The following is a 25,070-nucleotide window of genomic DNA, read 5'->3' as shown; positions in this document are numbered from 1 at the left end:
CGGGGCAACTGACGGAGCAGCCGAGGTGGCCGGGTGCTTTCAAGGACGGGGATAGGACTCTTTCGCCAGGACCTTGCCCGTAGAGGTGGGATCTTGACGCACGCAAGCCGCGTCGACGACATAGGCCGTGACCTGGGCACTGTCATGGCTATCGGGCAGGACGACGAGGTAGGCGCTCTTCCCGGCGTAGGTGCCCACCTTCGAGGCCAGGGCCCGGTCACCCTCGGGAATCGCCCGCCGGACACAGTCCGGTACCGGGACCTCCGTCTGAATCAGCGTGTTCGCGCTCTCCGTCGTCCCCGGGGTGTTCTGCTCGGAGTCGGCGCCGGACCGTGGTCGCTGACTGGTGTATCCCCGCTGGGTGCCCTTCTTCGAAGCCAACAGGTCCCGTACCTGGCTTTGGACACTGGCATGGGAGAAGACACCGATCGACGGACTTGGCTTGCCATGAGCGGTGATGGTCGATGTACCACTGTCGAGCGCCTGGAGCATGAGTGCCCCGGCTCCCAGCACGGCCGCCGTCAGAACACTGCCGAGAACGACGGTCCTGCGGCGGCTGCGCGCGCTCTTCTTCCGCCCGGGTCCGGTCGACGCGTGCGGGCGCCCCGCCGGGCGATCGGTCGGAGCCGATGTTTCACGTGAAACACGTGCCGCGCTCTCCTCTCCGGAGGCGCTGAGCAATGCCTCGGCGGCAAGCGCGGCATCGATCCGGCCGGCCACCTCGGCAGGCATGCGCACCGCTGTCGATGTGGATCCCAGCAGTCCTCGGATCTCCTCCAGCGAGCTGTGGACGTCCGCGCACAGCTCACAGGTCTCCAGGTGGCGCTGTATGTCGGCGCTGCGGCCAGGAGGCAGAAGGCCTTCGGTGAGGTCGGAGATCTCCTCGACGTCCGGGTGCCCGGCCGTGTCCGTCGTCGAAGTCACGCTCGCCCACCTCCGCCCTTCACTACGGCTGAATCGCTCGGTCCCCTGCCCTCGCGGCCCTCGCTCGGAGACCCCGTTGCAGGTGGGACGGATGCCCCCTCCACCCGGTTCCGTCCCTCGCCGGGTTCTTTTCCGCTTCCGGGACCTTCGGGCCGTAGATGAGTGAGCAGAGGCAGCAGTCGCGCTCTGCCCCGGGCGCACCGGCTCTTCACCGTGCCGGTCGGCACGTCGAGAATCCTGGCGGCCTCGGCCACGGGATAGCCCTGCATGTCCACAAGCACCAGCGCGGCCCTCTGGTCGTGCGGGAGGGTGCCGAGCGCTTCGAGGAGCTGACGCTGGACATCGTTCCGCTCTGCCGGCGCCGAGGCCGACTCGTGCGGCTCCAGCAACTGCTCCAGCCGCTCGGTGTCGTCGACGAGTGAGGTCTTCCGTGAGGCCACTTTGCGGGCGCGGTCCAGGCAGGCATTCACCGTGATCCGGTGCAGCCAGGTCGTGACGGCCGACTGGCCCCGGAAGGTATGGGCGGCCCGGTAAGCCGACACCAAGGCGTCCTGGACCGCGTCCGCGGCTTCCTCGCGGTCCCCCAGCGTCCGCAGCGCGACCGCCCAGAGCCGGTCCCGATGCCGCCGCACGATCTCGCTGAAGGCATCGGGGTCGCCTTCCACATGGCGGGCGAGCAGATCCTTGTCGCTCACTCCGTCGTATCCGGCGCCGTCCGCCATCTGCCCCCTCCGGTCCGGGTGAGACGTCAGCCCGTGAACTTCACTTCGCCGATGGCCTGCTTGTAGCCGGCGCCGGCGTACAGCGTGGAGTCATACCCCGAATTCGGCACGGCTGTCAGCCAGACGAGGACATACCGCGTCTTCACCGACTTGGTGACCTTCACGGTAGCGGTGTTGGTCGTCGTCGTGACCTTACCGATCTGCTGCATCGAGTCCAGCGACGGCGGTGTCAGAGAGTCGGCCGCGTACAGCTCGACGGTCGTGTGGTCCCCGCCGTAACGCATGTCGAGGGTGGCCGTGCCGAGTTTCGTGGGCGAGCCGAGGTCGTAGACGATGCCGACGCCCGGCTTGAGCGGAGCGATGGACGGTCCCTCGGTGAAGCTCTTGGTCCGCCAGTACGACGAGGGGTCGCCATCGTAGGTCTTCTGGACGTCGCCCGGGTGCTGGGCGTCTCCCTTGGCGACGAACTCCTGGCTTCCCTGGATGTTTATCGCCGTCTGCTTGTGGTTCGCGCCGCCCTTGTCGCCGTCGCCCGTCGTCTGGCTCCTGTTGGTGTCGTCGGACTTGCCGCTCTGGTTCATCAGGGCGTCCGCCAACTGCCAGCTGCCCAGGCCCAGGGCGGCGATGAGAAGCGCCGACACCGCCCATTTCAGGGCCTTGCCGGTGCGGCTCTGCAGCGGGGGCGGCGGAGTCGTGAGCGGCTGGGTGGCACCGGGATGCGGCGCCGGGCGGCCGTACGTGCCCTGCTGGTAGGTCGTGCGCTGGTACTCCGGCGGGGTGGTGAAGGCCGGCTCGGGTGGGCGGATGCGCGGCATCTCGCCGATCGCCTTCACCAGCTCCTCCGGCGTGGTGCACGGGGCCTCGTGACGGGAGGCGGTGGCACCGTCGTTGACGAGTGCGCGCATGGCCAGTTCGGACAGGCCCCGGTGAATACCGGCCCGCACCTGGTCCGGTGCGATGAGGCCGACACCCTTGGGAAGTCCGGACAGGCCGTACGCGTCGCTCTCGTACGGCCAGCGCTGGGTCAGCGCCGCGTACAGCAGGGCGCCGATCGCCTCGGTGTCGGTGCGCTGCGGGGTGTCGGAGCTGATGCCACGCAGCGCGGCGTTCACGGCGAGGCCCCGGATGCGCCACTGACCGGTCGAGGCGCGCAGGACGGCGTTGGGGTTGAGCCGGAGATGGGCGAGGCCCTCGCGGTGCGCGGCGGCCATGGCCGAGGCGACCTGACTGACCATCTGGTAGGCGTCGTGCGGCTCCAGCGGGGCGTTCGTGAGGAGCGTGGTCAGCTCGGTGGCGTCGGGCAGCCACTCGTGCACGACGTAGACGAGGTCGTTCTCCTCGACGGCGTCGAGGACCTGAACGAAACGGGGGTCGCCGAGCAGCGCGGAGGAACGCGCGGCGGCGAGGACGGAACGGGCCCGCACATGCTCCGCGGGCAGGATGTGGACGCCGACGGCGCGACGGAGTTTCTCGTCGACCGCACGCCAGCTGCTGAATCCGTCCAGACGGGTGACGCACTCCTCCAGTCGGTAACGTCTGGCGAGCTTGTGACCGCTGTGTAGTTCCGGAGGCGAGGCCTTCCGCCCGGAACCGTCGCTCCCGCTCCCTTGTGCCTCGTCGTTGTCCGTGTCCCGCTCCGGGTTCATGGCCACCCCGTCGGCCGTGGACTGGTCCGCCTTGGCGGTCAGCGGCTGCTCACCGCTGTTGTCTGCCACGTCGACGGCAGCCGTGCTCCGTTCCGCCACCGTCGTCCCTGCCTCCCCATCTGTTGCACGCTGTCCGACGCCGAAACCAATTGTGCCCACAGTCCGCCGCTATGCACGACACACGACGGCGGACGATGGTTGTGCGCCTACCCCCGCCTTAGCGGCCCAGACGCCCGCGGACCATGCCCACGAGTGAGTTGAGTTCCTCGATGCGCATCCGGCGGGCGGCCACGAAGAAGATGCCGAGCAGAACGGCCCCGCCGATGATCAGCGCGGCGAAGGAGCCGATGACGCCCTGGCCGAGGGTGCGCCCGATGCCGTAGCAGGCCGCGCCGCTGAGCAGGGCCGCCGGCACCGAGGCGATGCACAGGCGCGCGTACGTCCGCATCACCCGGACACCGTCCAGGTCACCGGCGAGCCGCTTGCGCAGCCGCCGCCAGGCGACACCCACACCGATCGCGTAGGCCAGCCCGTACGCGGCCGCCATACCGGCGACCGCCCAGCGGGCGGGCAACAGGAAGTAGCAGAGCGCCGAGGCCCCCGCGTTGACGACGGCCACGATGACAGTGTTGTAGAAGGGCGTGCGGGTGTCTTCGTACGCGTAGAAGGCGCGCAGCACGACGTACTGCACCGAGTACGGGATCAGGCCGAGGCCGAAGGCCATCAGCATGTAGCCCATGTTGGTGGCCGAGTCGGTGCCCGCGGAGCCGAAGATCAGCGTGCACATCGGAATGCCGAGGGCGAGGAAGCCGAAGGCGATCGGGACGATGGCGACGGCAGTGGTGCGCAGGCCCTGGGAGATGTCGTCGCGGACAGCGCCGGTGTCGCCCTCCGCGGCCGAGCGCGAGATGCGCGGCAGCAGGGCGGCCATCAGGGAGACCGTGATGATGGCCTGCGGCAGGCCCCAGATCAGCTGGGCGTTGGCGTAGGCGGCGAAGCCGGTGCCCTTGACACCGGAGTCCTTGCCTGCGGCGGTGGACAGCTGGGTGACGACCATGGCGCCCGCCTGGTTGGCGAGGACGAACAGGACCGTCCACTTGGCGAGCATCGCGGCCTTGCCCAGGCCGTGACCCCTCCAGTCGAACCGCAGCCGGATCCGGAAGCCCGTCTCGCGCAGGTACGGGATCATCGCCAGCGCCTGGACGACCAGACCGAGCAGCACACCGATGCCGAGCAGGCGCTGGCCCTCCGGCGGGATGTTCGTGACGGTCAAGCCGGAGTGCGAGGCGGTGCCGTAGACCCAGATGAACGCGCTGAGCGACACGATGATGACGATGTTGTTCAGGACTGGAGTCCACATCATCGCGCCGAACTTACCGCGCGCGTTGAGGATCTGACCCATCACCACGTGGATGCCCATGAAGAAGATCGAGGGCAGGAAGTAGCGCGTGAAGGTGACCGTCACGTCGTTGGCGGCCGGGTTGCCGGCGATGGTGGGCGACAGCGCCCGCACCAGGAGCGGCGCGGCGAACATCGCGAGGGCGGTGAGAGCGGCCAGCGCCACCATCACGAGGGTCAGCAGACGGTTCGCGAAGGCCTCGCCACCGTCCTCGTCCTCCTTCATGGACCGCACCAGCTGCGGCACGAAGACCGAGTTCAGGCCGCCACCGACGGTGAGGATGTAGATCATCGTCGGCAGCTGGTAGGCCACCTGGAAGGAGTCGCCGAGGAAGTAGAGGCCGAGTGCCGAAGCGATCAGTGCGGAGCGGACGAAACCGGTGAGGCGGGAGACCATCGTGCCCGCCGCCATCACGGCACTGGACTTCAGCAGCCCGGTGGCCTTGCCGCCCTTCTTCGCGGGTGCGGCGGAGGCTGCGGGAGCCGCTGTCGGCTCGGGTTCCGCGTCTTTGTACGGCCCGGCGGGATCCGGTGCCGCGGCCGGAGCGGGCACGGGCGGTTGCGCCGGGTTCCCCGGGGCAGCCGGGTAGGAGGCCGCGGCGTACGGGTTGCCCTGCCGGGGGCCCTGGCCGGGCGCCGGCGGGTACTGGCCGGCGGGGCCGTAGCCGGTGCCCGCAGCGGTGGCCGGCTGGGAGTAGCCGGGCGGATCCATGGGCGCATGCCCGCCGCTCTGCTGCTGGTCCTTGAAGAGATGCGCGAAGGCGTCCGGTTCGTGGTACTCCTCGCCCGAGTGCGTGACCAGGTCGTCCACGCCCACGAACTGGGTCGTGCGGGGGTTGTCGCCGTACGGCAGGTACGGGGTCGCGCCCTCCGGCTCCGGAGCCGGCGTCTGTGCCCACACCCGCGGGTCGGGCGCGTACGGCGACTGGGCGGGCTGTCCGTAGAGCGGCTGCTGCCCGTAGCTGTCCTGAGGGGGCGGCGGGTGCGCGGCGCGGTCGTAGAGCGCCTCGGCGACCGGATCCTGAGCGGCGAGGTCGCGCCCCCGGTAGGGGTCCTGGTCGTAGGCGTCCTGGAGGTACATGTCGGCCGCTTGCTGCGGCGGCACCTGACCGGGCTCCGGCGGCGTCTCGGGGTAGCCCGAGCCGGCCGCGCCCTGGCCGCGATCACCGTCGTACGGCGCGTTCATGCTTACCCCACCTCATCGTCCCTGGCCCACCGGCCACGACATCGCTCAACGGTCCACTCTCTCACCCGTCCCGGACGGGTCGGGGCTTTCCGGTGCGGTGTCCGGCGCAGGGTCACTCCGGTGCTCCGGGTCGTCTGCCCCGGTGGGCAAGACGGAATCCTCCGGTTCCTCCGAGAGACGTTCTGCGGGGGTGTCGGGGTTCCCGGGCTCGTCGGCGGCCTGATCTTCCGCGTCGGGTCCGTTCTCCTCCGTCTGGCGGGCGGATGCGCGCTTGCGCTGGGTGTACATCCGGAATCCGGCGAGCACGAGGAGGAGCACGCCGCCGCCGATGACCAGCATCACGGTGGGGGTGATCTCGGTGACCTTCACGTCGAAGCTGACGGGATCGCCGTACTTCTGGCCGTCCTCGGTGTACAGCTGGGCGATCACCGTGACCCGGCCGTTGGCATTGGCCGACGTGGTGAACTTCACGGACTGGCTGTGCCCGCCGGAGATCTCCACCGGCTGCTCGGAGTAGGCCTTGCCGCCGATCTTCAGGCGCGTCGGCATGGTCGAGGTGAGGCGCAGGACCAGGTGGCCGACCGGCTGGACGAGGTTGTTCTGGACAGTCACCGGGATGGTCGCGCTGCGTCCGGAGAGCTTGGTCTCCGACTTGTCGATCAGCTTGACCTGGTCGGCCAGCTCGTCGAGCCATGCCTCCACGCCGTCGCGGTAGCTCTGTGCGTGCCAGCTGCTGCCGTGCCACGAGGTGGACATCTCACGGTTTATGGCCCGTCCGAACGGTGTGACGACGCGGGACTGGTCGGAGAGGATCACCTGGAAGCTGTTGAGCTTGTCCTGGGTGCGCGCGATCTGCTCGAAGGCCGTCCGCGGCAGTTCCTGCGAGCGCAGCGAGGAGGGATAGGCGGAACCCCACGGGATACGCGTGGTGGCGTTCGGATCCGGCTTGTCCTTGGCCGCCGCGGAGAGGTTCTGGGACTGGGACCAGTTCCCGTCCTGGAGCGTCTTCAGCGCCGCCGCCATCGCCTGGGCCTGGCTCGCGGTGGGCATGCGCTGCGGGGCGACCACGATGCTGCGCTGCTTGTCCGTCTGCGCGTTCACCTCGAGGCTCTGCGCCAGGAACTCCTGCACGGCGAGGGTGGCGGAGTCCGCTTTCGTCAGGTCGCCCTCGAAGGCCGTGGACAGCCGGGCGTCGGAGACCACTGCCGTGGTGCCGCCGCCGACCGGGCGGGCGGCGGAGGGCGTGTACGGCAGCCCGGCGGTCTCCTGGAGGCTGTCGCTACGGGCGATCACGCGGTCGGCCCCGGCGGAGGTGGCAACCTTCATGATCGCCGGGTCCACGGCGCCCTCCACCGGCCAGGCGAAGTCGGTGCTCGGTGTGACGTGGAGCACCGTCTTGACGGTGGTGGCGGCGACCTCGGTGGCGTCCTTGAGGTGGCTGAGCGAGCCGGTGACGCTGATGCCGTTGTGCGCGAGGGATGCCAGGTCCGGGTCGGCGAAGGGCAGGGCGACGACCTCCTTGCCGACCACTGCGTTCTGCAGGTTCGACAGCCACTGCTTGGCGAGCGCCTGGTGGTCCTTCGGGCCGGGCGTGGTGGTGCCCGCGTTGCCGGGCAGCCGGTAGTTGCCGGTCGCCATCGCGTCCACGGAGGCCAGCAGGTCCGGGTCGATCACCCAGGTGACGTCGAGGTCCTTGCCCAGTTCCACCATCTGGGCCAGCCGGCCGCCCGGTGCGAGCTCCTTGGCCAGGCTGTCGTTGAGGAACACCGGCGTCTGGAGCTCGCCGGCGCCCGTCTTGGCCGTCATGTGGACCGTAGAGATCAGCGGCCACAGGTACGTCGTCTTCGTCTTGGTGTCGGCGTCGGACGGCTGCCACGGCAGGAACGTCCGCTGGATGCCGAGCATCTGGTCCCAGGGCTGGGCGGCGGTCTTGCCGGAGAGGGAGACACCGAACTCGTAGACGCCGTTGTCGCCGAGGTCGAGCTTGTCCACGGGGACAGAGATGCTGAAGTGCTCGGCGACGCCCGGGGTCAGCTTGGCGAACTTCTCCACGTACTTGCCGCCGACCTCGGAGCCGATTTCGCCCGGCAGGTCGTCGGAGTGCTCGGCGACGGAATCGATCGCCGAGCGGGTGCTCAGCATGGGACCCACCTGCAGGCCCACGTGAGCGCCGGTGACGGTCTGCTTACCGTTGTTGGTCACGGTGCCCGACACGGTCAGCGTGTCCCCGTCGGTGGGGGCGCTGGGGGTCAGTGAGTCCAGGGCCACGGACACCGCGTCCGAGGAGGCGGCCTGGGCGGGCGCCGCGGCGGGCAGCTGGAGCAGTCCGGCCAGCAGCGGCGCACCAGCGAGCAGTGCGCCGGTGCGTCGCAGCCACCGGCGGGCAGGTGAGGCACTGGTCCCCTGGAATTCAGCCGCCTCGGCCACGCGCTCGCCCGTCCCTCGTCGTCAGTGGTCGTCGGAATGTGCGTCCACGCATGGTAACGATGCGCGCGGAGGGGAAGTGCCGCGGTCTCCGTCACAAGATCGAGGAACGACCGCGTCCCGTCCTCTATATCCAGTATCGAGGGGAGAGCTTCCGTACGCCTCGAGGGCAGTGCTTGCGACGGGTATGCAAGGAGCTGTCCGCGGCCCCTGGCGGCCGCTGCCCCTCGATCACAGGGAGGTCGCTCCGGGGCGTAAATGGAGGCCGCCCCTGGTCGCCGGGGCACGTACCCTCTTCTGTTGTGCCGAACCCCAACGAAGACACTCCCTCTGCCCTGAGCCAGGCGCAGCAGCGCGCGGTCGCCGAGCTGCTGCGGGTGGCCCCCGTCGCCGACGATCTCGCCCGCCGATTCCAGGAGGCCGGGTTCTCCCTCGCCCTGGTCGGGGGGTCGGTGCGCGACGCGCTGCTCGGCCGGCTCGGCAACGACCTGGACTTCACGACCGACGCCCGCCCCGAGGACGTTCTGAAGATCGTCCGGCCCTGGGCGGACGCCGTCTGGGAGGTCGGCATCGCCTTCGGCACCGTCGGCGCGCACAAGAGTGCCCGTGTCGGAGACACTGATGTGAACTTCCAGATCGAGGTCACCACCTACCGGTCGGAGGCCTACGACCGAACCTCGCGCAAGCCCGAGGTGTCGTACGGCGACTCCATCGAGGAGGATCTCGTCCGCCGGGACTTCACGGTCAACGCGATGGCCGTGGCACTGCCGGAGAAGGAGTTCATCGACCCGTACGGGGGCCTGGAGGATCTCGCGGCGCGTGTGCTGCGGACGCCGGGCACGCCCGAGGAGTCCTTCTCGGACGATCCGCTGCGGATGATGCGGGCCGCCCGGTTCGCCGCCCAGCTGGACTTCGCGGTCGCCCCCGAGGTCGTCACCGCGATGACGGAGATGGCCGGACGCATCGAGATCGTCTCGGCCGAGCGGGTCCGGGACGAGCTGAACAAGCTGATCCTGTCCGACCACCCGCGCGAGGGGCTGGCCCTGCTCGTCGAGACCGGGCTCGCCGACCATGTGCTGCCCGAGCTGCCGGCGCTGCACCTGGAGCGCGACGAGCACCACCGGCACAAGGACGTCTACGAGCACACGCTCATCGTCCTGGAGCAGGCGATCGCCCTGGAGCAGGACGGTCCCGACCTCACCCTGCGCTTGGCCGCGCTGCTGCACGACATCGGCAAGCCGCGCACGCGCCGCTTCGAGAAGGATGGCCGGGTCTCGTTCCACCACCACGAGGTGGTCGGCGCCAAGATGACCAAGAAGCGCATGACCGCCTTGAAGTACTCCAACGAGCTCGTGAAGGACGTCTCTCGGCTGGTCGAACTTCACCTGCGCTTCCACGGCTACGGCACCGGGGAGTGGACGGACTCGGCGGTGCGCCGCTACGTCCGTGACGCGGGCCCGCTGCTGGACCGCCTGCACAAGCTGACCCGGTCCGACTGCACCACGCGCAACAAGCGCAAGGCTGCCGCGCTGTCCCGGGCCTACGACGGTCTGGAGGAGCGTATTGCCCAGCTGCAGGAGCAGGAGGAGCTGGACGCGATCCGCCCGGACCTCGACGGCAACCAGATCATGGAGATCCTGGGCGTGGGCCCCGGCCCTGTCGTCGGCAAGGCGTACAAGCACATGCTGGAGCTGCGTCTGGAGAACGGTCCGATGGAGCACGACGCGGCGGTGAAGGCTCTCAAGGAGTGGTGGGCCGAGCAGAACTGATCTCTGCCGAGCCGGGCGGTGCCATGTTTCACGTGAAACACCCGCCTGGATCAGAACGTGCCGAGGGGCGATGTTTCACGTGAAACATCGCCCCTCCACACGTTCAAGCGCTACTTCTTGTTGTCTCCCAGGCAGAGAACGAATGAGTCGCTGCCTTCTCGCCACGAGATGGCAGCGGTCGTTCCCTGGACCGACTGGCAGGCGAGCATGGCGAGGCTGGTGCTGCCGTCCTTCTTGAGCACCTTGTAGTCCGCCTTCGGATCGCTGCAGTCCAGCTGCTCGATGTTCGGGTCCTTGGCGGTTCCCTTGTTCGTCAGGCAGTCGCCGACGGCCAGCTTCTGGGTGTCGTCGCTGTGGCTGCCGAGGTAGCCGCCGGCCGCCGCGATAAGACCGACGACGATGATGGCTATGCGCACGTACAGCTTGACGTTGCGCTTCGGCCGCTGAGGAGGCACTGCTGCATACGGTGCCGTGCCCTGCTGGGGAAACCCAGGCTGGCCCGGCTGCTGCGGGTAGCCGCCCTGCGGAGGGTGCGGAGCCTGGGGCTGGCCGTACGCCTGCTGGCCCTGTGCGAATGGATTCTGGCCCTGGGGCGGCGGAGTCGTCACTTGTGGGTCCCCCTAGGAGAGTTGGTGAGCAGCGCACATAAGCGGCGCGTAAGACGCACGTAAGTTACCGGGCTCCACTGACACTTCTGTAGCTCAGGGGGCCTCTGTGGCTTTGATGTGACACTCACCGGCGTTCAAAGCGGGCCATAGCCGCAGCAACCGCCCCGTAGATAACGGCGACTGTGACGACCAGCGTTGCCGAGCGTCCGTCCGGGGGCAGCATCAGGGCCGCCACTCCGGCCGCTCCCACGAAGGCCACGTTGAACAGCACGTCGTACACGGAGAAGATCCGGCCGCGGAAACCGTCGTCGACGCAGGCCTGGACGATCGTGTCCGTGGCGATCTTTGCGCCCTGGGTGATCAGCCCCAGGACGAAGGCCGCGACCAGGAGGGGCCCGGTGGCGAACGGGAGGCCGAGGGCGGGCTCCAGTACGGCGGCGGCGCCGGAACACACCATGATCCAGCGCCCGGGCCTGAGGCGTCCCGCCGCCCATGGCGTCACCGCGGCCGCCGCGAAGAATCCCGCACCCGACAGCGCCAGCGCGAGGCCGAGCAGCCGGAGCCCGCCCTCGGGACTCGCGGAGAGGGCGTACCGGCACAGCATCAGCAGAAGCACGAGGAGCGCGCCGTAGCAGAAGCGCATCAGCGTCATCGCGGCCAGCGCCCATGCGGCTTCCCTGCGCCTCGGCGCGGCCAGATGACGGACGGCTGCCCGCAGTTCGCGTGCCGTCGCGGCGAGGGCGGTGGCCATGTGCGGTCGTGTCGGCTGCCGGTCGGGACCGAGGAGCGCGGGAGGCATGGTCAGCGATGCCAGGCCGGCACACAGATATAGGAAGGCACCGAGGAGTACCACCGCCGCGTCGGAGTCGGACGCCAGAAGCCGTACGGCGAAGGCGAGACCGCCGCCCAAGGTCGCGGCCAGTGTTCCGGCCGTCGGGGACAGGGAGTTGGCGAGCAGAAGACGCTCGGTGTCCACCACGCGGGGCAGGGACGCGGACAGCCCGGCGAGGACGAAGCGGTTGACGGCCGTGACGCACAGCGCCGAGACGTAGAAGAGCCAGTCCGGGACCTGGCTGACCATCAGCACGGCGGTGGCCGCGGCCAGCAGGGCGCGCAGCAGGTTGCCGTAGAGAAAGATCTGCCGGCGGCGCCAGCGGTCCAGCAGAACGCCCGCGAACGGGCCGACCAGCGAGTAGGGGAGCAGCAGGACCGCCATGGCCGAGGCGATGGCGGTGGCCGAGGTCTGTTTCTCCGGGGAGAAGACGACGTACGCGGCGAGCGCGACCTGGTAGACGCCGTCGGCGCCCTGGGACAGGAGGCGGATGGAGAGCAGGCGTCGGAAGTACCGCAGGCGCAACAGGACGCGCAGGTCACGGACGACGGGCATGGGGCACAGCCTCACATATGCGGAAGGTCCCCGGGTCATGGGACCCGGGGACCTTCACAGCCCTGGCAGGAGCGTTCTGGTGCGAGTGATCGCCCTCAGGCGCCTTGGCGCTCCGCGGCCTTGTCGAGCTAGCGCTCGACCTCACCGCGGATGAACTTCTCGACGTTCTCGCGGGCCTCGTCGTCGAAGTACTGGACCGGCGGGGACTTCATGAAGTACGAGGACGCCGACAGGATCGGGCCGCCGATGCCGCGGTCCTTGGCGATCTTCGCGGCGCGCAGGGCGTCGATGATGACACCCGCGGAGTTCGGGGAGTCCCAGACCTCGAGCTTGTACTCCAGGTTCAGCGGGACGTCGCCGAAGGCGCGGCCCTCGAGGCGGACGTAGGCCCACTTGCGGTCGTCCAGCCAGGCCACGTAGTCGGACGGGCCGATGTGGACGTTCTTCTCGCCGAGGTCCCGGTCGGGGATCTGGGAGGTGACGGCCTGCGTCTTGGAGATCTTCTTGGACTCCAGGCGCTCGCGCTCGAGCATGTTCTTGAAGTCCATGTTGCCGCCGACGTTCAGCTGCATCGTGCGGTCGAGGATGACACCGCGGTCCTCGAACAGCTTCGCCATGACGCGGTGCGTGATGGTGGCGCCGACCTGGGACTTGATGTCGTCACCGACGATCGGCACACCGGCCTCGGTGAACTTGTCCGCCCACTCCTTGGTGCCGGCGATGAAGACCGGGAGGGCGTTGACGAAGGCGACCTTGGCGTCGATGGCGCACTGGGCGTAGAACTTCGCCGCGTCCTCGGAGCCGACCGGGAGGTAGCAGACCAGGACGTCGACCTGCTTGTCCTTCAGGATCTGGACGACGTCGACCGGCTCCTCCGCGGACTCCTCGATGGTGGCGCGGTAGTACTTGCCGAGGCCGTCGAGGGTGTGGCCGCGCTGCACGGTGACACCGGTGCTGGGCACGTCGCAGATCTTGATGGTGTTGTTCTCGGAGGCGCCGATCGCGTCCGCGAGGTCGAGGCCGACCTTCTTGGCGTCGACGTCGAACGCGGCGACGAACTCGACGTCGCGCACGTGGTAGTCACCGAACTGCACGTGCATCAGGCCGGGGACCTTCGACGCCGGGTCGGCGTCCTTGTAGTACTCGACTCCCTGCACCAGCGAGGCGGCGCAGTTGCCCACGCCGACGATGGCTACGCGAACCGAACCCATTCCGGTTGCTCCCTGTGTGTACGAGTGAGGCCCTGAGTGGGTCTCACGTGGCGGTGTCGCCGGGCGTATCCGTGCGGGGGGTGTCCCCGCGACGGGGCAGGCCGCCCGTCGATCCAGTGGTGGTGTCCTGCTGAGCGGACCCCCCGGACGCGGAACCCTTCAGGTCCCGCCCGGCCCGCTCGCTCTCGATGAGCTCGTTCAGCCAGCGCACTTCGCGCTCCACGGACTCCATCCCGTGGCGCTGGAGCTCGAGTGTGTAGTCGTCGAGGCGCTCCCGCGTACGCGCCAGGGAGGCGCGCATCTTCTCCAGGCGCTCCTCCAGGCGGCTGCGCCGACCCTCCAGTACGCGCATGCGAACATCCCGCGACGTCTGCCCGAAGAAGGCGAAGCGTGCGGCGAAATGTTCGTCCTCGTACGCGTCGGGGCCGGTCTGCGAGAGGAGCTGCTCGAAGTGCTCCTTACCTTCTGCCGTCAATCGGTACACGATCTTCGCTCGGCGTCCGGCGAGGGGAGCGGCGTCCTCGTGGGTGCTGCCCGGCTCCTCGATCAACCAGCCGTTGGCGACCAGCGTCTTGAGGCAGGGATACAGAGTTCCGTAGCTGAACGCTCGGAACACGCCCAGGGACGTGTTGAGTCGTTTGCGCAGCTCATAGCCGTGCATCGGGGACTCGCGCAGCAGGCCGAGTACGGCGAACTCGAGGATGCCGGAACGCCGGCTCATCGTCGCCTCCTCTCGGTCCCGCTGATCGCTCACGCGGGTCTCGCAGTGCCTTCAGCGTCCTTATCTCGCGCTGATGTATCGACTCGATACATCATGACGATAGAACGGCCTTGCGCAAGCGACAAGAGGGGCGGTGGTGAACGGGGTCACATCACCGATTCGTACGGTGCGGGTTGCCTGTTTTGGGGTGAACTTCGGGGCTCGGCGGGTTTTGGCGGTGCGTAGTCTGTGCGGCATGCAGTCCACCGGGAACCAAGTGGCGCCCGGGGAGCGTCGTCGTCCCCGGTGCGGTACGGGTGAATGCAGAACCGACCACATCCGTACTTCGGGGGGACCGGAAACCAGCCGCCGTTCCAGGCGCGCACGGGTGCGCCTGCCCGAGGAGTAATCGTTCGATGAGCGAGCACCGTCGCAAACCGCCGCAGCCGCAGGGAGGCGGACGTGCCGCGGCCCGACGCGGCCAGCCCGGTTCGTCCTCCGGCCGCCGTGCGGCACCGCAAGGCGCCACCGGATCTCCAGCCGACTCCTATGGGTCGGGTTCCCGTGGCTCGGTAGGTGAGGAGCGTCCCTACGGCAGCCGGGCCGAGGCCCGCCGGGCGGCGCAGAGAGGCAACCGCCGCAGAGGTGCCGACAACGCGGGCCTGGGTGGCCGGCGTGGTGCTCCCGGCGGTCCGACCGGTCCCGGGCGTGGCAGAGGCCGTGCGTCGACCGCTCCCGGCAAGAAGCGGATCATCGACTATCCCCGAGCCGGGAAGTACGGCTGGCGCCGCTGGATCCCCTCCTGGAAGCTCGTCTCCGGGCTGTTCATCGGCTTCGTCGGCAGCCTGGTGGTGCTCGTCGGCGTCAGCTACGCGATGGTCTCGATCCCCAACGAGAACGACGCGGCCAAGTCCCAGAACAACGTCTACTACTGGGCCGACGGCAAGCAGATGGTGGCCACGGGCACGGGCATCAACCGGCAGAACATCGACATCTCCCAGATTCCCGACGCCATGCAGTGGGCCGTGATCTCGGCGGAGAACAAGAGCTTCTACCAGGACTCGGGCGTCGACCCCATGGGCATCCTGCGCGCCGTGGTCAACATGGCGCGGGGCGGCCAGACCCAGGGTGGTTCGACCATCACCCAGCAGTACGTGAAGAACACGTACCTGAGCCAGCAGCAGACCATCACCCGTAAGTTCAAGGAGATGTTCATCTCCATCAAGGTGGGGACGAAGCTCAACAAGAAGCAGATCCTCCAGGGCTACCTGAACACCTCCTACTTCGGCCGGGGCGCGTACGGCATCCAGGCGGCCGCGCAGACGTACTACGGCAAGAACGCCGTGGACCTCACGCCGGGCCAGTGCGCCGTGCTCGCGGCGCTGCTCAAGGGCCCGACGTACTTCGACCCGGCGGGCAACGCGGATCTCGACCCGTCGGCGACACAGCAGGCCAACACGCAGCGCTCGCAGGCCCGCTGGGCGTGGATCCTCGAGCAGATGCACAACGATCACCATTTGACCGACGCCCAGTATCAGGAAGCCAAAGCGCATTACCCCATGCCCGACGGCCGTAAGGCGACCAGGGGCATGACCGGCCAGATCAGTTACCTGGTGGACACGGCGAAGAAGTACGTTCTCGCGCACTCCGACATCACGGAGGCCCAGTTCGACCAGGGCGGCTACCAGATCAAGACGACCTTCCGGAAGGACAAGGTCAACGAGCTGGCCGCGGCCGTGAAGAAGGTCCAGAAGGACCGCATCGATCCAAAGCGCCGGGACCTGGACAAGTACGTCCAGTTCGGCGCGGCGTCGGTGGTGCCCAAGGACGGGGCGATCGTGGCCCTCTACGGCGGTGACGGCTACGAGAACGGCCACTTCACGAACAACGCCGACACCTCCGGTGTCCCGGTCGGTTCGACGTGGAAGCCGTTCGTGCTCGCCGCGGCCATGGAGTACGGGACCTACAGGTCCGGCGGGCAGGGCGTCTCCCCGCTGAGCAAGTACAACGGCGACGACCATCTCAAGGTGCTCAATCAGGACGGCAGCCCGGTTCTGAAGAAGGACGGCTCGGTCTTCTACCAGCGCAACGAGAGCGACCACAAGTGGGGCTACATCACGCTGCGCAAGGCGATGGAGCAGTCCATCAACACACCGTTCGTCCAGCTCGGCATGGATGTGGGGATGTCGAAGGTCCGGGACGTCGCCCAGTCGTCCGGCATCCTCAAGGACAGCTTCTCCACGCTCAATCCGTCCTTCGCCATCGGCACCTCGACCCCGAGTGCGATCCGTATGGCTGACGCGTACGCGACCTTCGCCGCGTCCGGTCAGCACGCGGACCCGTATTCGGTGACCGAGGTGAAGAAGAACGGCGAGCAGCTGCCGGGCTTCACCAAGCCGCAGGTCACCCCGGCGATGCCGGACAACGTGGCGAACAACGTGACGGACGTCCTGCAGAACGTGATCCAGAACGGTACGGGTCAGAACGCCAAGGCCCTGGGCCGTACGGCGGCCGGCAAGACAGGTACCACGGACAGCAACAAGTCGGCCTGGTTCGTCGGCTACACCCAGCAGCTGTCCACCTCGGTGGCGATGTTCCGTGAGAACCCGAAGGACCACGAGCTGCTGTCCATGAACGGCACGGCCGGTGTCCCCTCCATCCACGGTGGTGACATCCCGACATCGGTGTGGACCGAATACATGCAGGCCGCGCTCAAGGGAGACAACGACCTCGGCTTCCCGGCCGCCACCGCGATCGGCAACGTCCAGGACGAGGCCGGTGCCCCGACCCCGACCCCGACCGTCAGCATCACGCCGAGCCAGACGCCGAGCAACTCGCCGAGCCCGTCGCCCAGTGACACGCTCACGTCGCCCTCGCCGTCGGCGAGCCAGACGTGCAACGGCTGGAGCTGGAAGTGCGGCACCACTGGAGGCACCGACACGGGCGGCACCACCGGAGGCACCTCGCCGTCGCCCTCCGTCACGGATACGTCCGGGCCCGGAGGCAACAACCGGGGTAACGGCAACGGAGGCATCTTCGCCGGTCCCACTGGTTAGCCATCGGGTCTGACCGGTTGGCGGCCATATGGCGCGCCAAGGGTGTTTCACGTGAAACATGGGCCGCCGCACCCATCAGGTGCGGCGGTCCTCGGCGTTTTCCTGGACAGGTACGGCAGGATGTGCCTCATGCCCAGTGCAGAGATGATGCCCGCGAGCATGCACGAGCCCGAGCCCCTACGGCCCGCCACGGCAGAGCCGGTGCGGCCGACCAGTGAGGACGAGATCGCCCGGGCCGGCAGTGAGCTGATCGGCGGGCCCCTGGGACGACGCGCCCTGCTCGGGACCTCGTGGTGGACCCCCGTTCGGGTTGTCGCGCTCGTGGCGATCGGCATGTTCGCCCTCGGCCTGGTCCAGAAGGCGCCCTGCTACCACAGCGCCTGGTTCTTCGGCGCGAGCAGCCAGTACACAAAGGCCTGCTACTCGGACATCCCGCACCTCTACCAGGGCCGCGGGTTCGCCGACCATCTCGTGCCGTACTTCGACAGACTCCCGGACGACATGTCCGGCGGCATGGGTTACCTCGAATACCCGGTGCTGACCGGTGTGTTCATGGAGGTGGCGTCCTGGCTGACCCCGCACAGCGGCAGCATCCAGCACCAAGAGCAGTGGTACTGGTTCGTCAACGCCGGGATGCTGATGGTGTGCGCCGCCGTTATCGCCGTCTGCGTGGCCCGCACCCACCGTCGGCGCCCCTGGGACGGTCTGCTGGTCGCCCTGGCGCCCGCCTTCGTGCTCACCGCGACCGTCAACTGGGACCTGCTGGCGGTGGCGCTCACGGCCGCCGCGATGCTGATGTGGTCCCGGAGCCGTCCCGTTGCCTTCGGTGTCCTCCTGGGTCTCGCCACGGCCGCCAAGCTCTACCCCGTGTTCCTGCTGGGCCCGCTGCTCGTACTGTGCTGGCGGGCCGGTAAGTGGCGGGAGTACGCCCAGGCCGTGGGCGGCGCGGTGATCGCCTGGCTCGTGGTGAACCTGCCGGTGATGCTCTTCGCCTTCCAGGGCTGGTCGAAGTTCTACACGTTCAGCCAGGAACGCGGCGTCGACTTCGGGTCGTTCTGGCTGATCTGGGCGCAGAACTCCAGCAACCCGCCGGGCACGGGCTTTGTGAACGCCGCCGCGATGGTGCTGGTGGTGCTGTGCTTCCTGGGCATCGTCGCGCTGGCGTTCACCGCGCCGCGCCGGCCGCGCTTCGCCCAGCTGGCCTTTCTGATGGTGGCGGCCTTCATCCTCACCAACAAGGTCTACTCCCCGCAGTACGTCCTGTGGCTGGTGCCGCTGGCGGTCCTTGCCCGGCCCAAGTGGCGCGACTTCCTGATCTGGCAGGCCGGCGAGGTGGCGTACTTCCTGGGTATCTGGATGTACCTCGCCTACACGACCAGTGGCGACGCCCACAAGGGCCTGCCGACGCTCGGATACCACTGGTCGATCGTGCTGCACCTGGCGGGCACGCTCTACCTGTGCGCGGTCGTCGTACGGGACGTCCTCATGCCGGAGCGGGACGTGGTGCGCCGGTCGGGCGACGACGATCCCTCGGGCGGGGTGCTCGACGGCGCGCAGGACGTCTTCGTGCTCGGCGCGGCAGCCCATCCGCCGCGGCACGCCGCCCACTTCGAGGGGCCTCAGGTGGACTGGGGAAGGGCGGAGACGCCGTCCACCGAGGGCCGTTCGCTTTGAGTGAACGCGCCGTCGGAAGGCCATGAAGAAGCACGAAGAAGGCCGTACACGCGGGGCGCGTGTACGGCCTTCTCGCTGTCCTGGCCCGGGCTCAGTGGTCCACGAGCCGGTCGAACTGCGTGGTGGTGTGCCGCAGATGGGCCACCAGCTCGTCGCCGACCTTCGGCTCCGGGGCGTCCGCGGGGACGAACAGGATCGACACCTGCATGTGCGGCGGCTCGGCGAACCAGCGCTGCTTGCCGCCCCAGACGAACGGAGAAAGGTTCCGGTTGACCGTGGCGAGGCCGGCCCGTGCGACGCCCTTGGCGCGCGGCATGACGCCGTGGAGGGCCTTCGGGGCCTCCAGGCCCACCCCGTGCGACGTACCGCCCGCCACGACCACCAGGAAGCCGTCTGAAGCCGCCTTCTGCTGCCGGTAGCCGAACCGGTCGCCCTTGGACACGCGCGTGACGTCCAGGACGGCACCGCGGTACTCGGTGGCCTCGTGGTCCCCCAGCCACAGCCGCGTGCCGATGCGGGCACGGAACCGGGTCTGCGGGAACTGCTGCTGGAGCCGGATGAGGTCATCGGCCTTGAGGTGGCTGACGAACATCGTGTGCAGCGGCAGCCGGGCCGCACGCAGCCGGTCCATCCAGCCGATGACCTCCTCGACGGCGTCCGAGCCGTCGGTGCGGTCGAGCGGCAGATGAAGGGCGAAGCCCTCCAGCCGGACGTTCTCTATGGCCTGGTGCAGCTGGGGCAGATCCTGCTCGCTGATGCCGTGCCGCTTCATCGAGGACATCACCTCGATGACGACACGGGCGCCGACAAGGCCGTACACCCCGTCGATGGACGACACCGAGCGCACCACCCGGTCGGGCAGCGGCACGGGCTCCTCTCCGCGCCGGTACGGCGTCAGCACCAGCAGGTCACCGCCGAAGAAGTCCTTGATGCGCGCGGCCTCGTAGGTCGTGCCGACGGCGAGCAGGTCCGCACCGAGCCGCGTGGCCTCCTCGGCCAACCGCTCGTGCCCGAAGCCGTAGCCGTTGCCCTTGCAGACCGGGACGAGTCCCGGGAACTGCTCCTGCACGTGCTTGTGGTGCGCCCGCCAGCGCGCGGTGTCGACGTAGAGCGTGAGCGCCATGGCCGGACCCGGAACCTTTCTCGTGGCAGCGGTCTGTCAGAGGTGTGAGAGCTGTGAAGCCTATGGAATCAAACGCCCGGGGTTCAGCGGCGCGACATGTAGATGTCGAGTGCCTTGTGGAGCAGCTTGTTCAGCGGGAAGTCCCACTCGCCGAGGTACTCGGCGGCCTGACCGCCGGTGCCGACCTTGAACTGGATCAGGCCGAACAGGTGGTCCGTCTCGTCCAGCGAGTCGGAGATGCCGCGCAGGTCGTAGACGGTGGCGCCGAGCGCGTAGGCGTCGCGCAGCATCCGCCACTGCATCGCGTTCGAAGGCCGGACCTCACGGCCGATGTTGTCGGAGGCGCCATAGGAGTACCAGACGTGTCCGCCGACGATCAGCATCGTCGCCGCGGACAGGTTCACGCCGTTGTGCCGCGCGAAGTACAGCCGCATCCGGTTGGGGTCCTCGGTGTTGAGGGCCGTCCACATGCGCTGGAAGTACGACAGCGGGCGCGGCCGGAAGTGGTCGCGCACAGCGGTGATCTCGTACAGCCGCTGCCACTCGGCCAGGTCCTGGTAGCCGCCCTGGACGACCTCGACGCCGGCCTTCTCGGCCTTCTTGATGTTGCGGCGCCACAGCTGGTTGAGGTTCTTGTGGACCTCTTCCAGGGAACGGTTCGCCAGCGGCACCTGGAAGACATAGCGGGGCTGCACGTCGCCGAACCCGGCGCCGCCGTCCTCGCCCTGCTGCCAGCCCATGCGGCGCAGCTTGTCCGCCACCTCGAAGGCGCGCGGCTCGATGAAGTCCGCCTCCAGGTCCCGCAGACGCTTGACGTCCTGGTCCTGGATGCCCTTCTTGATCGTCTCGGCGTTCCAGCGCCGGATGATCACCGGCGGGCCCATCTTCACGGAGAAGGCGCCCTGCTGCTTCAGGTGCGCCAGCATCGGCTGGATCCAGTCGTCCAGGTTCGGCGCGAACCAGTTGATGACCGGGCCCTCGGGCAGATAGGCGAGGTAGCGCTTGATCTTGGGCAGCTGGCGGTAGAGGACCAGGCCCACGCCGACCAGCTCGCCGGTGCGGTCGTCGAACCAGCCGAGGTTCTCCGAGCGCCACTCCGCCTTCACATCGGCCCAGGCCGGAACCTGCATGTGGCTCGCCGCCGGCAGGCTCTGGATGTACGCCAGATGTTGCTCGCGGCTGATGGTCCTCAGGGTCAGGCTCATGTCGGGGCGCTCCTCGGGCTGGTGTGTCCCCATGGGTACAGGGGCTCCGGCTCTCGCGCCGAAGCCTACTGCGCCGTGCGAGCGCCCCGACTGGCCGTACTGCTTAGAACCCGACTGGGCGTCTTGCTAGAAGAGGCCGCCGAACAATCCGCCGTTCGCCATGCTGATGAGGAAACCGACTCCCGAGGCGCCCATACCCACTACGAGCCCGAAGCGCTCCCGCGTGGTCACCGAGATCCATTGTCCGTAGACCCCGACGAGCAGCCCCACCAGTCCCGTCCACGAGGACAGCAGGTGCAGGCCGGAGAAGAAGGACGTGATGAAGGACAGCACGCCGAGGGCGAGCGTGGCCGCCGTCAGTGCGTCCTGGAGCGGACGGCGCTTGCCGTCCGTGGCGAAGAGGGAACCGGCGACGTTGGGATGCAATGCCTGTGCCATGGGCACCTCCTGCGGAAGACGGCGCACAGTAGCGCCGTACACACCCGACGTGTACAGGGTGACGGCCTTCCCGGGCGGATTTCAACCGGAAGCGGGTGTGCGGGTAGTCTGTAGCGTCTGCACTGGTGTCTGCCCATGCCTGCCCAGGTAACACTGCGGGATCCCTCAGAGGCCCCCGATTGTCAGTGGCGGCCGATACCGTTGCGTACGCATCACGACCCTCCTGCCACGGAACGACCGTGGCCGCTGAGTCCAAAGGAGGTGGGTTCCACATGCGTCACTACGAGGTGATGGTCATCCTCGACCCCGATCTCGAGGAGCGTGCTGTCTCCCCGCTGATCGAGAACTTCCTGTCCGTCGTCCGTGACGGTGGCGGCAAGGTTGAGAAGATCGACACCTGGGGCCGTCGTCGTCTCGCCTACGAGATCAAGAAGAAGCCCGAGGGCATCTACTCGGTCATCGACCTGCAGGCCGAGCCTGCGGTCGTCAAGGAGCTCGACCGCCAGATGAACCTGAACGAGTCGGTCCTCCGGACCAAGGTCCTCCGCCCCGAGATGCACTGAGCCCTCGCGCTCAGCTGATCTCGGGATTCGAGTAGCAGCACCAAGCAGCCAGCAGCAAACCCGCCGAGAGGTTCCCCCATGGCAGGCGAGACCGTCATCACGGTCATCGGCAATCTTGTCGACGACCCCGAGCTGCGCTTCACCCCGTCCGGTGCGGCGGTCGCGAAGTTCCGCGTCGCGTCCACTCCCCGCACCTTCGACCGTCAGACGAACGAGTGGAAGGACGGCGAGAGCCTGTTCCTGACCTGCTCGGTCTGGCGTCAGGCGGCGGAGAACGTCGCCGAGTCGCTTCAGCGAGGCATGCGCGTCATCGTGCAGGGCCGGCTGAAGCAGCGGTCCTACGAGGACCGTGAGGGCGTCAAGCGCACGGTCTACGAGCTGGACGTCGAGGAAGTCGGCCCCAGCCTGCGCAACGCCACGGCCAAGGTCACCAAGACCGCCGGTGGCGCTCGCGGTGGCCAGGGCGGTTACGGCGGCGGTGGCGGCCAGGGTGGCGGCGGCTGGGGCGGAGGCCCCGGTGGCGGCCAGCAGGGCGGCGGTGCTCCGGCCGACGACCCGTGGGCGACCGGCGCTCCTGCCGGTGGCAACCAGGGCGGCGGCCAGGCCGGCGGTGGCTGGGGCGGAGGCTCCGGCGGCGGTGGCGGCTACTCGGACGAGCCCCCCTTCTAGGTCCTCGGACCAGGGGCGGGCCGTACCCCAAACTTCTTGATCACACAGGAGAAACACCATGGCGAAGCCGCCTGTGCGCAAGCCGAAGAAGAAGGTCTGCGCTTTCTGCAAGGACAAGGTCACGTACGTGGACTACAAGGACACGAACATGCTGCGGAAGTTCATTTCCGACCGCGGCAAGATCCGTGCCCGCCGCGTGACCGGCAACTGCACGCAGCACCAGCGTGACGTCGCCACGGCCGTCAAGAACAGCCGTGAGATGGCGCTGCTGCCCTACACGTCCACCGCGCGCTAAGGGAAGGGTGACCGACTCATGAAGATCATCCTCACCCACGAGGTCTCCGGCCTCGGTGCCGCTGGCGACGTCGTTGACGTCAAGGACGGTTACGCTCGCAACTACCTGATCCCGCGGAAGTTTGCCATCCGCTGGACCAAGGGTGGCGAGAAGGACGTCGAGCAGATCCGCCGCGCTCGCAAGATCCACGAGATCCAGACCATCGAGCAGGCCAACCAGGTCAAGGCTCAGCTCGAGGGCGTCAAGGTCCGCCTGGCGGTCCGCTCCGGCGAGTCCGGCCGTCTCTTCGGTTCCGTCACCCCGGCCGACATCGCGTCCGCGATCAAGGCGTCCGGTGGCCCCGAGGTCGACAAGCGCCGCATCGAGCTGTCCGCCCCGATCAAGACCCTGGGCGCCCACGAGACGTCCGTGCGTCTGCACCCCGAGGTTGCCGCCAAGGTCAACATCGAGGTCATCGCGGCCTGACGCTGCGCTCGGCTCGAGCCGCTAAGAGGGGCCGCCCCGCAGGGGGCGGCCCCTCTTCGTGTGCGGTGCCGGAATTCTCCGCGGTCAGGTGCGGCATGTTTCACGTGAAACCGGGACGGTGTGACGGCCCCGCCGATCCGGTCAGCGGATGGCGCCGGTGACGATCCAGCGACCTGAGCGCGCGCGTAGCCACAGGGTCAGCATGCGAATGGTCATCATCAGCGTCATCGCCGCCCACAGCGCGGTGAGCCCTCCGCCCAGGGTGGGGATGAGCAGGGCGACCGGAGCGAACACCGCGAGCGTGACGACCATGGCCCCGGCCAGGTATGGGCCGTCGCCCGCGCCCATCAGGACGCCGTCCAGCACGAAGACGATCCCGCAGATGGGTTGTGAGAGCGCCACCATCAGCAGCGCGGGCAGGGCCGCGTCCTTGACCACGATGTCATTGGTGAACAGTGGCAGGAACAGCGGGCGGGCGGCCACCACGAGCAGACCGAGGACCACACCGGTCGCGACGCCCCACTGGACCATGCGACGGCAGGCCTCACGCGCTCCTTGCGCGTCGTTCGCACCGAGATGGCGTCCGATGATGGCCTGTCCCGCGATCGCTATCGCATCGAGAGCGAAGGCAAGCAGGCTCCACAGGGACAGGATGATCTGGTGGGCGGCGATGTCGGCGTCGCCCAGATGTGCCGCGACCGCGGTCGCGATCATCAGGATGGCCCGCAGTGACAGTGTGCGGACCAGGAGCGGAACGCCTGCCTGGGCCGAGGCCCGGATTCCGGCGGCGTCCGGACGCAGGGAAGCCCCGTGCCTACGGGCCCCGCGTACGACCACGGTCAGATAGACGGCCGCCATGCCACACTGGGCGATGACCGTGCCCCAGGCCGAACCGGCGATGCCGAGCCCGGCACCGTACACGAGTCCCGCATTCAGGGCGCCGTTGGCGACGAAGCCCGCGACGGCGACAAAGAGCGGGGTTCTGGTGTTCTGCAGTCCGCGGAGCACTCCTGTCGCGGCGAGGACGACCAGCATGGCCGGGATGCCCAGTGAAGAGATGCGCAGGTACGTCGTGGCGTAGGGAGCCGCGGTCGCGGAGGCGCCGAAGAGCTGCACGATGCCGGGGGCCAGCGGAAGGACGACGGCGATGACGGCGATGCCGAGCAGCAGTGCCAGCCAGATGCCGTCCATGCCCTGGCGGATCGCGGCCTGCAGATCGCCGGCACCGACGCGCCGGGCCACGGCGGCGGTGGTGGCGTAGGCGAGAAAGACGAAGACGCTCACCGCGGTGGTGAGCAGGGCTGAGGCAACACCGAGGCCGGCGAGTTGGGCGGTCCCGAGATGGCCGACGATGGCACTGTCCGCCATGACGAAGAGAGGCTCGGCGACGAGTGCACCGAAGGCCGGTACGGCCAGTGCGACGATCTCTCTGTCGTGCCGCCGTCGGGAAGCCTCGGGTATCGCGGGAGCCTGTGTCATGTGCACTAATCTAATCGTCCACAGGTAAGTGATGCAATGCCTGAATGACCCTTACCCCTGCTCTCTGGGCGTGTCCTTTCGCGCACCGTTCGAAGCGATCTCGGCCCGACTGGGGAAGTTTTTCTTCT

At 68.4% G+C, this 25,070-nt stretch carries 20 protein-coding genes; 7 read left to right on the top strand and 13 right to left on the bottom strand.

Annotation, left to right across the window (positions count from 1 at the left end; translation table 11 throughout):
• Positions 1-39: 39 nt before the first annotated feature.
• The 5 genes from ABT288_RS01030 to ABT288_RS01010 form a co-directional block, all read right to left on the bottom strand.
• Positions 40-732 (bottom strand): RsmA family anti-sigma factor, encoded by a 693-nt coding sequence (locus ABT288_RS01030; RefSeq protein WP_351601056.1) that lies wholly within the window; start codon positions 730-732, stop codon positions 40-42.
• 188 nt (positions 733-920) lie between these two features.
• On the bottom strand, positions 921-1,646 hold the full coding sequence (gene sigM, locus ABT288_RS01025) for an RNA polymerase sigma factor SigM (protein WP_351601054.1): 726 nt from the start codon (positions 1,644-1,646) through the stop codon (positions 921-923).
• A 26-nt stretch (positions 1,647-1,672) separates the two neighbouring features.
• Complete coding sequence (locus ABT288_RS01020; protein WP_351601052.1) at positions 1,673-3,391, bottom strand: protein kinase family protein; 1,719 nt, start codon at positions 3,389-3,391, stop codon at positions 1,673-1,675.
• A 118-nt stretch (positions 3,392-3,509) separates the two neighbouring features.
• Positions 3,510-5,876: a murein biosynthesis integral membrane protein MurJ gene (gene murJ, locus ABT288_RS01015; RefSeq protein WP_351601049.1), complete on the bottom strand. Its 2,367-nt coding sequence runs from the start codon at positions 5,874-5,876 to the stop codon at positions 3,510-3,512.
• A gap of 45 nt (positions 5,877-5,921) precedes the next feature.
• Complete coding sequence (locus ABT288_RS01010) at positions 5,922-8,303, bottom strand: DUF6049 family protein (RefSeq protein WP_351601048.1); 2,382 nt, start codon at positions 8,301-8,303, stop codon at positions 5,922-5,924.
• A gap of 299 nt (positions 8,304-8,602) precedes the next feature.
• On the opposite strand from ABT288_RS01010, the gene ABT288_RS01005 reads away from it, so the two are divergent.
• On the top strand, positions 8,603-10,069 hold the full coding sequence (locus ABT288_RS01005) for a CCA tRNA nucleotidyltransferase (protein WP_351601045.1): 1,467 nt from the start codon (positions 8,603-8,605) through the stop codon (positions 10,067-10,069).
• A gap of 110 nt (positions 10,070-10,179) precedes the next feature.
• Here the strand turns inward: ABT288_RS01005 and ABT288_RS01000 are convergent, their stop codons facing one another.
• From ABT288_RS01000 to ABT288_RS00985, 4 genes are all read right to left on the bottom strand, one after another.
• Entirely contained in the window at positions 10,180-10,524 is a 345-nt protein-coding gene (locus tag ABT288_RS01000; protein WP_351601042.1) for an LppU/SCO3897 family protein, read from the bottom strand.
• 277 nt (positions 10,525-10,801) lie between these two features.
• The gene (locus tag ABT288_RS00995; RefSeq protein ID WP_351601039.1) at positions 10,802-12,064 is read right to left on the bottom strand and encodes an MFS transporter; all 1,263 of its coding nucleotides are present in this window, start codon (positions 12,062-12,064) and stop codon (positions 10,802-10,804) included.
• 128 nt (positions 12,065-12,192) lie between these two features.
• On the bottom strand, positions 12,193-13,275 hold the full coding sequence (locus tag ABT288_RS00990) for an inositol-3-phosphate synthase (protein WP_351601036.1): 1,083 nt from the start codon (positions 13,273-13,275) through the stop codon (positions 12,193-12,195).
• A gap of 43 nt (positions 13,276-13,318) precedes the next feature.
• Entirely contained in the window at positions 13,319-13,996 is a 678-nt protein-coding gene (locus ABT288_RS00985; RefSeq protein ID WP_351601033.1) for a PadR family transcriptional regulator, read from the bottom strand.
• Positions 13,997-14,391: 395 nt separating this feature from the next.
• Here ABT288_RS00985 and ABT288_RS00980 point away from each other — a divergent pair, with 395 nt between their 5' ends.
• The gene (locus tag ABT288_RS00980) at positions 14,392-17,031 is read left to right on the top strand and encodes a transglycosylase domain-containing protein (RefSeq protein WP_351601031.1); all 2,640 of its coding nucleotides are present in this window, start codon (positions 14,392-14,394) and stop codon (positions 17,029-17,031) included.
• A 129-nt stretch (positions 17,032-17,160) separates the two neighbouring features.
• The gene (locus ABT288_RS00975) at positions 17,161-18,705 is read left to right on the top strand and encodes a glycosyltransferase family 87 protein (RefSeq protein ID WP_351601028.1); all 1,545 of its coding nucleotides are present in this window, start codon (positions 17,161-17,163) and stop codon (positions 18,703-18,705) included.
• A 91-nt stretch (positions 18,706-18,796) separates the two neighbouring features.
• Here ABT288_RS00975 and ABT288_RS00970 read toward each other — a convergent pair whose 3' ends face one another.
• The 3 genes from ABT288_RS00970 to ABT288_RS00960 form a co-directional block, all read right to left on the bottom strand.
• Positions 18,797-19,828, bottom strand: a complete 1,032-nt coding sequence (locus ABT288_RS00970) for an alanine racemase (protein WP_351601025.1) — start codon at positions 19,826-19,828, stop codon at positions 18,797-18,799.
• 83 nt (positions 19,829-19,911) lie between these two features.
• The gene (gene femX, locus ABT288_RS00965; protein WP_351601021.1) at positions 19,912-21,033 is read right to left on the bottom strand and encodes a peptidoglycan bridge formation glycyltransferase FemX; all 1,122 of its coding nucleotides are present in this window, start codon (positions 21,031-21,033) and stop codon (positions 19,912-19,914) included.
• A gap of 126 nt (positions 21,034-21,159) precedes the next feature.
• A complete protein-coding gene (locus ABT288_RS00960; RefSeq protein WP_351601018.1) occupies positions 21,160-21,471 on the bottom strand; it encodes a hypothetical protein in 312 nt (103 codons plus the stop codon).
• 272 nt (positions 21,472-21,743) lie between these two features.
• Here ABT288_RS00960 and rpsF point away from each other — a divergent pair, with 272 nt between their 5' ends.
• The 4 genes from rpsF to rplI all read left to right on the top strand — a co-directional run bounded on the left by rpsF (position 21,744) and on the right by rplI (position 23,463).
• On the top strand, positions 21,744-22,034 hold the full coding sequence (rpsF, locus tag ABT288_RS00955; protein WP_351601015.1) for a 30S ribosomal protein S6: 291 nt from the start codon (positions 21,744-21,746) through the stop codon (positions 22,032-22,034).
• Positions 22,035-22,112: 78 nt separating this feature from the next.
• Positions 22,113-22,703: a single-stranded DNA-binding protein gene (locus tag ABT288_RS00950; RefSeq protein ID WP_351601012.1), complete on the top strand. Its 591-nt coding sequence runs from the start codon at positions 22,113-22,115 to the stop codon at positions 22,701-22,703.
• A 58-nt stretch (positions 22,704-22,761) separates the two neighbouring features.
• Positions 22,762-22,998, top strand: coding sequence for a 30S ribosomal protein S18 (rpsR, locus tag ABT288_RS00945; RefSeq protein ID WP_003949403.1), 237 nt, complete (start codon positions 22,762-22,764; stop codon positions 22,996-22,998).
• Between the two features lie 18 nt (positions 22,999-23,016).
• Positions 23,017-23,463 (top strand): 50S ribosomal protein L9, encoded by a 447-nt coding sequence (gene rplI, locus ABT288_RS00940; protein ID WP_351601009.1) that lies wholly within the window; start codon positions 23,017-23,019, stop codon positions 23,461-23,463.
• A gap of 141 nt (positions 23,464-23,604) precedes the next feature.
• On the opposite strand, the gene ABT288_RS00935 is transcribed toward rplI, so the two are convergent.
• On the bottom strand, positions 23,605-24,942 hold the full coding sequence (locus ABT288_RS00935; RefSeq protein WP_351601006.1) for an MATE family efflux transporter: 1,338 nt from the start codon (positions 24,940-24,942) through the stop codon (positions 23,605-23,607).
• Positions 24,943-25,070: the final 128 nt, after the last annotated feature.

The organism is Streptomyces sp. NPDC001093, from assembly GCF_040298985.1.
Lineage (GTDB): Bacteria > Actinomycetota > Actinomycetes > Streptomycetales > Streptomycetaceae > Streptomyces.
Note: the sequence above shows the minus strand (reverse complement) of the source record. Positions and strands in the feature narration are given on the sequence as shown.